8 protein-coding genes, 1 tRNA gene and 1 pseudogene are annotated in these 12,043 nt (G+C 72.7%); 8 read left to right on the top strand and 2 right to left on the bottom strand.

The window, feature by feature from the left end; all coding sequences use genetic code 11:
• Positions 1–371 (top strand): annotated as a pseudogene (locus ACFYWQ_RS03835) (hypothetical protein); the annotation flags it as partial.
• A gap of 296 nt (positions 372–667) precedes the next feature.
• Here ACFYWQ_RS03835 and ACFYWQ_RS03830 read toward each other — a convergent pair.
• Positions 668–740 (bottom strand) — tRNA-Arg (locus tag ACFYWQ_RS03830).
• A gap of 321 nt (positions 741–1,061) precedes the next feature.
• On the opposite strand from ACFYWQ_RS03830, the gene ACFYWQ_RS03825 reads away from it, so the two are divergent.
• The 7 genes from ACFYWQ_RS03825 (at position 1,062) to ACFYWQ_RS03795 (ending at position 11,509) form a co-directional block, all read left to right on the top strand.
• The gene (locus ACFYWQ_RS03825) at positions 1,062–2,669 is read left to right on the top strand and encodes a dynamin family protein (protein WP_389512470.1); all 1,608 of its coding nucleotides are present in this window, start codon (positions 1,062–1,064) and stop codon (positions 2,667–2,669) included.
• Positions 2,670–4,052: 1,383 nt separating this feature from the next.
• The gene (locus ACFYWQ_RS03820; RefSeq protein ID WP_389512467.1) at positions 4,053–5,888 is read left to right on the top strand and encodes a GTPase; all 1,836 of its coding nucleotides are present in this window, start codon (positions 4,053–4,055) and stop codon (positions 5,886–5,888) included.
• 220 nt (positions 5,889–6,108) lie between these two features.
• Positions 6,109–6,582: a single-stranded DNA-binding protein gene (locus ACFYWQ_RS03815; RefSeq protein WP_389512466.1), complete on the top strand. Its 474-nt coding sequence runs from the start codon at positions 6,109–6,111 to the stop codon at positions 6,580–6,582.
• Between the two features lie 429 nt (positions 6,583–7,011).
• On the top strand, positions 7,012–8,424 hold the full coding sequence (locus ACFYWQ_RS03810) for a TQXA domain-containing protein (RefSeq protein ID WP_389512464.1): 1,413 nt from the start codon (positions 7,012–7,014) through the stop codon (positions 8,422–8,424).
• A gap of 302 nt (positions 8,425–8,726) precedes the next feature.
• Positions 8,727–10,391 (top strand): energy-dependent translational throttle protein EttA, encoded by a 1,665-nt coding sequence (gene ettA / locus ACFYWQ_RS03805; protein WP_389512462.1) that lies wholly within the window; start codon positions 8,727–8,729, stop codon positions 10,389–10,391.
• 6 nt (positions 10,392–10,397) lie between these two features.
• Positions 10,398–10,805, top strand: a complete 408-nt coding sequence (locus ACFYWQ_RS03800; protein ID WP_389512460.1) for an acyl-CoA thioesterase — start codon at positions 10,398–10,400, stop codon at positions 10,803–10,805.
• Complete coding sequence (locus tag ACFYWQ_RS03795) at positions 10,802–11,509, top strand: hypothetical protein (RefSeq protein ID WP_389512459.1); 708 nt, start codon at positions 10,802–10,804, stop codon at positions 11,507–11,509. Before ACFYWQ_RS03800 ends, ACFYWQ_RS03795 begins: the two co-directional genes overlap by 4 nt.
• A 31-nt stretch (positions 11,510–11,540) precedes the next feature.
• Here ACFYWQ_RS03795 and ACFYWQ_RS03790 read toward each other — a convergent pair whose 3' ends face one another.
• Complete coding sequence (locus ACFYWQ_RS03790; protein WP_389512456.1) at positions 11,541–11,954, bottom strand: globin; 414 nt, start codon at positions 11,952–11,954, stop codon at positions 11,541–11,543.
• Positions 11,955–12,043: the final 89 nt, after the last annotated feature.

Here is a 12,043-nt window from a genome sequence, read left to right as displayed (position 1 = left end):
ATCAGATCGACTACGCGGGTGACTCCCGTTCGAACGCCGAGATCAATTCCATCGGCGAGGACACGGGTACGTGCCCGCCGGTGCAGAAGTCCGACGGGGCGTCGGGTACGCCGAAGGACTCCGACACGAAGTGCACGGATCAGATCGACTACGCGGGTGACTCCCGTTCGAACGCCGAGATCAATTCCATCGGCGAGGACACGGGTACGTGCCCGCCGGTGCAGAAGTCCGACGAGGCGTCGGGTACGCCGAAGGACTCCGACACGAAGTGCACGGACCAGATCGACTACGCGGGTGACTCCCGTTCGAACGCCGAGATCAATTCCATCGGCGAGGACACGGGCACCTGCCCGCCGGTGCAGCAGAAGTGAACCGCTGCCCGCTGCGTATCCGGTCAGCTCTCCGAACCCATGAAGCGGGGGGAAGCCGGGGAGGACCTCCCCCGAGCTGACTGACGAGGGCTGATGGAGGTGCGGAGAACTCCTCCGCGCATTCTCCGTGGCCACCCGTGGAAACCCGGTGACAGCCGGACAGCGCCGGACCGCCCTCACCGCCGCCCGAGGTCGGTCCGGCGCTTACGCACGCTGCACGAGCCACCCTCTAGTGTGCGTCTGACCAGCGAAAAGGCCCTCCGGGGTGTGAGGGCCTCAAAGTGGTGCGCGATGTGCGCCCCCGGCAGGACTCGAACCTGCGGCCAAGCGCTTAGAAGGCGCCTGCTCTATCCACTGAGCTACGGGGGCCGGTGTGGTGGCCTCGTACCTGGTGCCCGGGGTGCGGGCGGACCCTCGACGTTGCCGGGGACAAGGATAGGGCTCCCGGTTCCTTGTCCTGAGCGCTTCGCCTCCGTGGCTCGATGTGGAGGTTCAGTGAAGCGGTCCTGATAATCGCAGGCAGGTACGAATCGTGCACCGCTTTTGGCGTCTCGAGCCCCGGGTGTTGTGCACTCGTTATGCCTGGGCTGTGCCTGTGTCCCGGTCGCCCCTTCCGTCCCTTGTGTCCTATCGGCGCGCAGGCATGCTCATATGCTTCATAAATCCCCCGAAATTGGGCATTCTTCGCATGTGGTGACCTTGGACGTACGGCCTCAGCTGCTCGACGCACTCTCCGCCCTGCGCGACCGTGTCGCCGCCGCACGCTTCCCGCTGCCCCTGGCGGGGGCTCCACGCGCGCGTGCCAACCGCGACGAACTGCTCGCCCAGCTCGACGACTATCTGGTGCCCCGGCTCAGGCAGCCCGAAGCGCCCCTGCTGGCCGTCGTGGGCGGTTCCACCGGCGCCGGGAAGTCGACACTCGTCAACTCCCTCGTGGGGCGGCGCGTCAGCGAGGCGGGCGTGCTGCGGCCGACGACACGGACCCCGGTGCTGGTGTGCCACCCGGAGGACCATCACTGGTTCAGCGGCATGCGGGTGCTGCCCGACCTCGCGCGGGTGTGGGTTCCCCACCGGGAGGCGGCGGACGATCTGCTGCTGCCCGGCGGGGACGGCAGGCGCGTGCTGCGCATCGAGACCGCCGAGAGCCTCCCGCCCGGCCTCGCCCTCCTCGACGCCCCCGACGTCGACTCCCTCGTCGCCGACAACCGCTTCCTCGCCGCCGAACTGATCTGCGCCGCCGACATCTGGGTGATGGTCACCACGGCCGCGCGGTACGCCGACGCCGTCCCCTGGCACCTCCTGCGCACCGCCAAGGAGTACCGGGCGACCCTGGTCACCGTCCTGGACCGCGTGCCCCACCAGGTCGTCTCCGAGGTGTCCCGCCAGTACGGCGCCCTGCTCACCAAGGCGGGACTGGGCGACGTACCGCGCTTCACCGTGCCCGAACTGCCCGAGTCCGCCTGGGGCGGCGGGCTGCTCCCGGCGACCGCCGTGGCCCCCCTGCGGGCCTGGCTGGTCCAGCACGCGGAGGACCCCGCCGCCCGTCGGCAGGCGATGGCCCGCACGGTCGACGGCGTCCTGGACTCACTGAAGTCCCGCATGCCCGAACTGGCCGGCGCCGCCGCCGCGCAGTACGCGGCCGCGTTGCGGCTCACCTCCGCCGTCGACGCGGCGTACGACAGCGAGTACGCGCGCGTGCGCGGACGGTTGCAGAGCGGCGCCGTGCTCGCCGGGGACGCCCTGAAGCGCTGGCGGGCCTTCCCGCTGGACTGCACCGCGCGGGAACTCCTCGACGCCCTGGTGGAGAGCCTGGCCGCGCTCCTGCTGTGCGCGGTGACCGCGGCCGACGAGCGCATCGACGGGGCCTGGCGCCTCGAACCCGCCGCGGACGCACCCGACCTCCTGGACCGCGATCCCTCCCCGGACACCGCCGAACACCGCATCGGCCTGGCCGTACGGCGGTGGCGGCGGGAGTTGGAGGAGTGCGCCGAGGACGAGGTGCGCGAGCTGGAACGCGGGAGCGCGCCCGACCCCGAACTGGTCGCCGCCCTCGTCGCCACCGCCCTGCTGGGCGGCCGCAGGGCGCGTTCGGCGGGCGAGCAACTCGCCGACCGTCTCGGAGCCCACGGCGCGCTGCGGCTGCGCGACCGGGGCGGACGGCTGCTCGCCGAGCACCTGGACCGGGTGGTGCACACCGAACGCGAGCGCCGGCTCGCCCCGCTCGACGGGCTCGACGTCCATGCCGAACCCCAGGCCGAGCTCATCGCCGCGCTGTCCGTACTGCAGAAGGAGAGGTGACCGGTGACGGCCGTCACGGATCACGACCACACGGATCACCCCGATCACCCCGATCACCCTGATCACCCCGATCACCCTGGACATCCCCATCACTCGGACCGCTCCGACCACCCCGGTCCGCGTCCGCATCCCCTGGGGCACGTCGTCCGTACCGGTCTCCCGGGCCACCTCTGTGGCCCCTCCCTTCCCTCCAGCCACACCGGTGGGCCGACCGACGCCGACGCGGCACCGTCCGAGGACGGCGCCGGAGACGAGCCGGACGGCAACGCCGGCGGGCACGCCGCGGACAGACGCCCCGCGGCGGACACCGAAACCGGGCCGGACACCGGTGAAGCGCACCGCGCGACTGCGACCGCGACCGCGACCGCGGGCCCGGGCGCGGGCGCGGGCGCGGGCGCGGGCGCGGGCGCGGAGAAGGCGGCGGACACGGACGGGGTGGGCAGGGCCATGACGGACGGGGCCATGACGGACATGGACAAGACGGACGTGGACGTGACGGATGCCGGCGAAGCGGACGTGACCACGGCGAATGCGGCCAGGGCGGATGTGGCCAGGGCGGACGTCGCCAAGCCGGACGCGGGCGAAGCGGACGGAGAGGGAGCCCGGGAGACGCCGCGCGGCGAGCGAGCCGAGGCGGGCGGGAACGGCGGGGACACCGGCGAGGCCGGGGCCGCCGGGGATGCAAAGACCGCCGGGGATGCCGAACGCGCCGTCGGGCGAGTGGAGGCCGAGCCTGCTTCCGTGCGCGGGGAGGCTGATCGGGCGCCAGGACGCACGGAGGCCGAGCGTCCGCCCGTGCACACGGAGCCCGAGCGCGCCCCCGAACGCGGGGAAGCGCCGCACGCGCGCGTGCCACAGGGCGAGAAGGGGCACGCGGACGCGCGGAAGGACGAGGACCCTGCGCGCGGATCGCTCGGCGACGACCGCGCACGCGGATCGCTCGGTGGCGACCGTGCACGGGGACCGCTCGGCGGCAACCGTGTGCGCGGACTGTTCGGCGGCGACCGGACCCGCGGACAGCGGGACGAGCACCGGACACGCGGACGAAGGGGCGAAGACCGGGCACGCGGCCGACGCCACGACGGCGACGGCTCTTCCCCGGACTGCGCCCCCGACCGTTCCGGCGACCGCGCCAGCGATCAAGCCGGTACCCGCGCCCCCGACCGCGCCCCCGACCGAGCCCCCGACCGTTCCGGCGACCGAGGCCCCGACCGAGCCGGTACCCGCGACCTTGACCGAGCGCCCGACCGTTCCGGCGATCGAGCCCCCGACCGAGCCGGTACCCGCGCCCCCGACCGAGCCCCCGTCCGCGCCACAGACCGGCCCCCCGTCCGTACCCGGCCGGGCGACGGCCCCGTCCGTACCCGGCCGGACGAAGGCCCCGTGCGCGTCCGTGAGGGCGAGCGGCGTGTGCGAGGGGGGCCGAAGGACGGTCACGCGCGCGTGCGTGAGGACGACCGCCGCCCGCGCGGACGGGACGACGACGGCCACGCTCCCGCCGCGGCCCCGGACCCCGCCGACACCGGCCCCTGGGACGACGGTCTCATCGCCCGCCGCGTGAACGAGACCACCGAACAGCCCCCCGCCGTGGAGATCCGCGCCGGCGGCTCCCAGGCCGTCCCCCCGCTCGCCTACGACGGCCCCCTGCGCTCCCGCCTCGACGCACTGCGCGAACTCGTGGGACTCTCCCGGGCCCGGCTCGACAACCGCACGCTCGCCGAGGCCGGCCGCGTCCTGGACGAGGCGCAGGCGCGGCGCAGGCTCTCCGGCCAGCACACCGTCGTCGCCATCGCGGGCGCCACCGGCAGCGGCAAGTCCCTGCTGTTCAACGCCCTCGCCGGGGTGACCATCTCGGAGACCGGCGTACGCCGGCCGACGACGGCCGCGCCGATCGCGTGCAGCTGGAGCGACGGCGCGGCGAGTCTCATCGACCGGCTGGGCATCCCCGGCCGGCTGCGCCGGCGCCCGGTGCAGAGCGCGGACGCGGAGGCCCAGCTGCGCGGGCTCGTCCTGATCGACCTGCCCGACCACGACTCGGCGGCCGTGCAGCACCGCGAGCAGGTCGACCGCGTCCTGGCCCTCGTCGACGCCGTCATCTGGGTCGTCGACCCGGAGAAGTACGCCGACGCCGTCCTGCACGAGCGGTACCTGCGTCCCCTGGCGGGCCACGCCGAGATCATGTTCGTCGTCCTCAACCAGGTCGACCGGCTGCCCGGTGAGGCCGCCGAGATGGTCCTCGACGACCTGCGGCGGCTGCTCGACGAGGACGGCATCGCCCTCGGCGAGTACGGCGAACCGGGCGCGACCGTGCTCGCGCTGTCCGCGCTCACCGGGGACGGCGTCGGCGAACTCAGGGAGCTCCTCGGACAGTTCGTCGCGGAACGCGGTGCTCCGGCGCGGCGCATCTCGGCCGACGTGGACGCCGCCGCGTGGCGGCTGCGGCCCGTCTACGCCACGGGACGGCGCACGGGGCTGAGCGAGGAGGCGCGCGAGGAGTTCGCCGCCCGGCTCGCGGACGCCGTGGGCGCCACCGCCGCGGGCGAGGCCGCCGAACGCGCCTGGCTGCGCAACGCCAACCGCGCGTGCGGGACGCCGTGGCTGCGGCTGTGGCGGTGGTGCCAAGGGCGGAGCGACCCTGCCACCGGCCCGCTTCCGGCCCGTGCGCAGGCCGACGAGGAGGCCACGGCCCGCCAGCGCGTCGAGCAGGCGGTGCGCACGGTGTCCGAGCGGGCCTCGGTGGGGCTGCCCGCGCCCTGGGCCCAGGCCGTGAAGGAGGCGGCCGTACGGGGGGCCCAGGGGCTGCCCGAGGCACTGGACGAACTGGCCCTGCGGGCCGGGCTGCCCCCGGGACGGCCGCCGCGCCCGGGCTGGTGGCCGATGGCCGTCCTGACGCAGGCCGCGATGACGATCCTCCAGGTGGTCGGCGGTCTGTGGCTGGTCTGCCAGATCGCCGGCCTCGTGTCACCGAACCTGGGCGTGCCGGTGCTGCTGATGGTGGCCGGCATCGTCGGCGGCCCGCTCGTCGAGTGGGGCTGCCGGATGGCGGCCCGCGGCCCGGCCCGCAGATACGGCCAGGACGCGGAACGGCGCCTGAGGGAGACGGCCGCCGGGTGCGGCCGGGCACGGGTCCTGGATCCCGTGGCCGCGGAGCTGCTGCGGTACCGGGAGGTGCGGGAGCAGTACGGGCGGGTCACGGGGGTGGAGGCCGTGGCGAGATGAGGCGGCGCCCGGACGGTTCATCCCCCGTCCGGGTGATGAGGTTCTCCACAGACCCGGGCTGGTCCACAGCGCTCGGCGGGCCCCGCCCGGCGGCGGCAGTCTGAGGGCACGGCGATCGCGGCGGACGCGGCGGCCGCCGTGCCAGACGCAGCCGTACGGGACGGGCCCGTACGCGTATCCGCCCGGCGTGAGCGTCCGGGCGAGGGAGGGGTTCGCGACGATGAACGAGACGATGGTGTGCGCGGTGGGGAACGTGGCGACGCAGCCGGTCTACCGGGAGCTGTCGGCGGGCGGGTCGGCGAGGTTCCGGCTGGCGGTGACCGCGCGCTACTGGGACCGCGAGAAGAGCACCTGGACCGACGGACACACCAACTTCTTCACGGTGTGGGCCAACCGCCAGCTCGCCACGAACGCGATGGCGTCCCTGAACGTGGGCGACCCGGTGATGGTGCAGGGCCGGCTGAAGGTGCGCACCGAGACGCGCGAGGGGCAGAGCTGGACCTCGGCCGACATCGACGCCGTGGCGATCGGCCACGATCTCGCGCGGGGCACCTCGGCCTTCCGCCGCACGGGCCGCGCGGAGCCGGCGGCGGCCGGCTCGCCTCCGCAACCCGAACCCGCCTGGGAGACACCGGCCGACGACAGCCCGGAGCGGGAGAACCGGCAGCGACGGGAACCGGTGGCGGTGGCCTGACGACCGGGCGCGACGACCGGGCCTGACGACCAGTCATGACGACGAGGCGGGACGACCGGGCCCGACGACCGGGCCCGACGACCGATGACCCGACGACCCGACAGCCTGAGGACCGACGGCCCGACGACCGGCAGCCTGAGGACCGACGACCTGAGCACTGATGACGCGATGTCAGGCGAGTTCCCCTTGTGAGGTGATGGCGGCTTATCGGCGGATCCACCCGGAAAGATCCAGTGGATTTGTCGATAAGCCCGGCCTGCGAACGATCTTGGGGATAACGATTCCGATTCGGATCGCCCCTCCGCCGACCTCACCGGGAAGGGTGGTGCGTCGCGTCTCTAGGATGCCGCACGTGGCTCTCGGGGCTTCTGATTCTGCAGGTGGGACCGTACCCCCCACGTCAATGGGTCCCGCTCGAAGGGGAATTACGTGATTTCTTCGTTCTCCGCGCCGTTCACGCGCGGGCGGGGCGCGGTCCGCCTCGCCGCCGGGACGCTGGTGTCCGGACTCGTCGCCGCCGCTGTCGTCGCCTCCGCGGGCACGGCCGCCGCCGAGGGGACGACGCCGAGCCGAAGCGGAGCGACGGCGACCATAGGCGGCCTCAAGACGTACGGTGCCGCCGTGATCCACGACGACGGCGGGGACCAGGAGGTCTCCGCGGGCCTGTTCGAGATGTCCGTCGACGGCGGCGGCACCCTCCAGACCTACTGCGTGGACCTCTACAACCCCACACAGAAGGACGCCCAGTACCACGAGACGCCCTGGAGCGGCACCTCGCTCGGCGTCAACGAGGACGCGGGCCGGATCCGCTGGATCCTCCAGAACTCCTACCCGCAGGTCAACGACCTCGCCACGCTCGCCGAGAAGGCCGGCATCGACGGCGGCCTCACCGAGCAGGACGCGGCGGCCGGCACCCAGGTGGCCATCTGGCGCTACTCCGACGGCGCCGACGTCGACGCCGTCGACCCGCAGGCCGAGCGGCTCGCGGACTACCTCCAGAAGGCCGCCCGGAACGTGGCGGAGCCCGAGGCCTCGCTCACCCTCGACGGGGCGGCGGTCTCCGGACGCCCGGGCGGACCGCTCGGCCCCGTGACGGTCCGCACCGACGCGAACACGGTCACCGTCACGCCGCCGCTGGACGCCGCCACCAGCGGGGTGCGGATCGTCGGCCGGGACGGCAAGGACGTCACGTCCGCCGCGGACGGCACCCAGCTGTTCTTCGACGTGCCCGCCGACGCCGCCGCCGGATCGGCCGAACTGACCGTCCAGGCCTCGACCACCGTCCCCGTCGGCCGGGCCTTCACCTCCGACAGCCGCAGCCAGACCCAGATCCTCGCCGGGTCCAGCGAGTCCACCGTCTCGGCCACCGCGACCGCGACCTGGGCGGCGAAGGGTGCCGTACCGGCCCTGTCGGCGGAGGAGAACTGCACCCGGAACGGCGTGGACATCACCGCCGCCAACCAGGGCGACGAGGCGTTCACCTTCGACCTCATGGGCACCCAGCACAGCATTCCGGCCGGTACGTCCCAGACGGTGACGATCCCCCTCCAGGAGGACCAGGCCTACGACTTCACGATCGACGGCCCCCAGGGCATCGCCACCCGCTTCGCCGGCGTCCTCGACTGCAAGACCCAGGCCGAGGAGACCGCCCTCACCACCCAGACCGTCGCCGAACCCAGCCCCGCCACGGTCGGCGGCACCACCCCCACGGACACCAACCTCGCCGAGACCGGCAGCTCCGACGCCACCCCCCTCATCGCCGGCACGGCGATCGGCCTGGTGGTCGTCGGCGGAGCGGTCCTCCTGCTGCTGGGCCGCAAGGACACCCCGGTACGCGAGTGACGACGCCCGGCACCCCGGGCGATCGGCTCCGGGCCGTCTCCGGGCCGTCTCCGGGCTGTCTCCGGGCCGTCCCCGGGCCGTCCCCGGGCCGTCCCCGGGCCGTCCCCGGGCCGTCCCCGGGCCGTGCGAGGTCCCCGAAGCCGCTCGACGCCGGCCGGCAGTGACAGGCCGGCCACGGTCGTCAGTGGAGAAAGCCCAGGTCACAGGGGTCCGGTCGGATGGGTTTCCCCCCAGGGGTAGCCGTCCGGCAAGATGGGGTGTATCTGCCCACTGCCGTATTTCAAGCTGCCGGACGGTTTCTCTTGGCTGAGTACATCTACACCATGCGCAAGACGCGCAAGGCACACGGCGACAAGGTGATCCTTGACGACGTCTCGCTGAACTTCCTGCCCGGCGCGAAGATCGGTGTGGTCGGCCCGAACGGTGCCGGTAAGTCGACCGTTCTGAAGATCATGGCGGGTATCGAGCAGCCGTCGAACGGCGACGCGTTCCTCTCGCCCGGTTACAGCGTGGGGATCCTGCTCCAGGAGCCTCCGCTCAACGAGGAGAAGACCGTCCTGGAGAACGTCCAGGAGGGTGTCGCCGAGATCAAGGGCAAGCTCGACCGGTTCAACGAGATCGCCGAGCTGATGGCCACCGACTACTCCGACGCCCTGCTCGACGAGATGGGCAAGCTCCAGGAGGACCTCGACCACGCCAACGCGTGGGACCTCGACGCGCAGCTGGAGCAGGCCATGGACGCCCTGGGCTGCCCGCCCGGCGACTGGCCCGTCACCAACCTCTCCGGTGGTGAGAAGCGCCGCGTCGCGCTCTGCAAGCTGCTGCTGGAGCAGCCCGACCTGCTGCTCCTCGACGAGCCCACCAACCACCTCGACGCCGAGTCGGTGAACTGGCTGGAGCAGCACCTCGCCAAGTACCCGGGCACCGTCGTGGCGATCACCCACGACCGGTACTTCCTGGACAACGTCGCCGAGTGGATCCTGGAGCTCGACCGCGGCCGCGCGTACCCGTACGAGGGCAACTACTCCACCTACCTGGAGAGCAAGGCTTCCCGTCTCAAGGTCGAGGGCCAGAAGGACGCCAAGCGCCAGAAGCGGCTCAAGGAAGAGCTCGAGTGGGTGCGGTCGAACGCCAAGGGGCGCCAGGCCAAGTCCAAGGCGCGTCTGGCTCGGTACGAGGAGATGGCCGCCGAGGCGGAGAAGATGCGGAAGCTGGACTTCGAGGAGATCCAGATCCCGCCGGGCCCGCGTCTGGGCAGCGTCGTCGTCGAGGTCAGCGAACTGAACAAGGCCTTCGGCGAGAAGGTCCTGATCGACGACCTCAGCTTCACGCTGCCGCGCAACGGCATCGTCGGCGTCATCGGCCCGAACGGCGCCGGCAAGACCACCCTCTTCAAGATGATCCAGGGGCTGGAGACGCCCGACTCCGGCGACATCAAGGTCGGCGAGACCGTCAAGATCTCGTACGTCGACCAGAGCCGCGAGAACATCGACCCGAAGAAGACCCTGTGGGCCGTCGTCAGCGACGAGCTGGACTACATCAACGTGGGCCAGGTCGAGATGCCGTCCCGGGCGTACGTCTCCGCCTTCGGGTTCAAGGGCCCCGACCAGCAGAAGCCGGCCGGCATCCTCTCCGGCGGTGAGCGCAACCGCCTGAACCTCGCGCTCACCCTCAAGCAGGGCGGCAACCTGCTGCTCCTCGACGAGCCGACCAACGACCTGGACGTCGAGACCCTCAGCAGCCTGGAGAACGCGCTGCTGGAGTTCCCGGGCTGCGCCGTGGTCGTCTCCCACGACCGGTGGTTCCTCGACCGGGTCGCGACCCACATCCTCGCCTACGAGGGCGACTCCAAGTGGTTCTGGTTCGAGGGCAACTTCGAGTCGTACGAGAAGAACAAGATCGAGCGGCTCGGGCCGGACGCGGCGCGTCCGCACCGCGCCACCTACAAGAAGCTCACCCGGGGCTGATCGAGCTTGCGGCACATCTACCGCTGCCCGCTGCGCTGGGCGGACATGGACGCGTACGGCCACGTCAACAACGTGGTCTTCCTCCGCTACCTGGAGGAGGCGCGCATCGACTTCCTGTTCCGCCCGGAGAAGGACTTCCAGCAGGGGTCCGTGGTGGCGCGCCACGAGATCGACTACAAGCGGCAGCTCGTCCACCGGCACTCGCCCGTGGACATCGAGCTGTGGGTCACGGAGATACGGGCCGCGTCCTTCACCATCGCCTACGAGGTGAAGGACGGCGACCAGGTCTACGTCCGCGCGTCGACGGTGATCGTGCCGTTCGACTTCGAGGCGCAGCGGCCCCGCCGGATCACCGGCGAGGAGCGCGCGTTCCTCGAGGAGTACCGGGACGACAAGGAGGCCGTCGCCGCATGACGGTGCTCCACCTGGCCGACGAGGGGGAGGCGGCGGATCTCGCGGCCTTCCTCTCCCGGCTGCTCCGCTACGACCGTGGAGCGGCGGTCCGGCTCCAGGCGGCCGGCACCGCGCTGGCCGTCTTCGGACGGCCGCCGTCCTTCGAGGTCCTGGCGATCCGGGCGGTGCGGCTGGCCAAGCCGTACGAGAACGGCCTGGACGTCTCGCTGGACGTGACCGTGTCCGCCGGTGAGCTGCTGGAGGGCGTGGACGAGACGGCGGTGACGGCCGTCGTGCCCGCCGCGGTCACCGGGCCGCCCTGGGCCGGAGTGCTGCCGCCGCGCGGCGGCTGGCGGCCGGAGCCGGGGCTGCCCGCACCGGACGCGCTGCGCACGCTGGTCGGCGCCGCGGTCGCCGAGTTCCGGCGCCGGACCGAGGAGCTGGCGCCCGAGCGGCGCAACCGCGCCGAACTCGACCGCATCGGGCGGGAAATCTGGTCCCGGACGGTCGGCGGCACCGGCCTGCCCGTGCGGGCCGTCCACGCCGCCCAGTCCCTGGGCTTCCTGCGCCCGGCCGCCGGCACCGCTCCCCGGCAGACCGACCCGCAGGCCGCTCAGCCCGCCGGACTGTTCTCCTCCGGGGCGTGGCTGCGGCTGCGGACACCGTACGGTTCGGTCGCCGTACGGCGGTCGGGCCTCGGCGGGCTGGACCTCAGCGTCCGCTGAGCGCCGCCGGGAGCGCGGGAGCGTCCGAGGCTCAGTCGGGGGTGTTCACCATCGACGCCGCCGCGTACGTCAGGTACCGCCACAGCGTCTCCTCGTGCTCCTCGGAGAGGCCGAGCTCGTCGACCGCGTCCCGCATGTGCCGCAGCCAGGCGTCGTGCGCGGCCCGGTCCACGACGAAGGGGGCGTGCCGCATCCGCAGCCGGGGGTGGCCGCGCCGCTCGCTGTACGTCGTCGGACCGCCCCAGTACTGGATCATGAAGAGCAGCATGCGCTCCTCGGCCGGGCCCAGGTCCTCCTCGGGGTACATGGGCCGCAGGATCGGGTCCTCGGCGACTCCCTCGTAGAAACGGTGGACGAGCCGGCGGAAGGTCTCCTCCCCGCCGACCTGCTCGTAGAAGGTCTGCTCCTGAAGCGTGCCGCGCCGAATCTCTTTCACGTCCCCCATGCTCTCAGACCCGGAGACCGAGGACCGCAGGCTTAGGACCGCAGGCTTACGACCCCCGGCCGGGGCCGTGGACGGTCCCGCCCCCTCCG

Origin of the sequence: Streptomyces sp. NPDC003247 (genome assembly GCF_042888135.1) — a bacterium.
In the GTDB taxonomy this organism is placed as follows: Bacteria; Actinomycetota; Actinomycetes; order Streptomycetales; family Streptomycetaceae; genus Streptomyces.
The sequence above is the reverse complement of the archived record's forward strand: the minus strand, read 5'-3'. Positions and strand labels throughout refer to the sequence as shown.

Excerpts from the sequence above, each read along its gene's own strand:
- ACFYWQ_RS03815 (WP_389512466.1), top strand. The coding sequence starts at position 6,109 with ATGAACGAGACGATGGTGTGCGCGGTGGGGAACGTGGCGACGCAGCCG.
- ACFYWQ_RS03790 (WP_389512456.1), bottom strand. The coding sequence starts at position 11,954 with ATGGGGGACGTGAAAGAGATTCGGCGCGGCACGCTTCAGGAGCAGACC.
- ACFYWQ_RS03795 (WP_389512459.1), top strand. The coding sequence starts at position 10,802 with ATGACGGTGCTCCACCTGGCCGACGAGGGGGAGGCGGCGGATCTCGCG.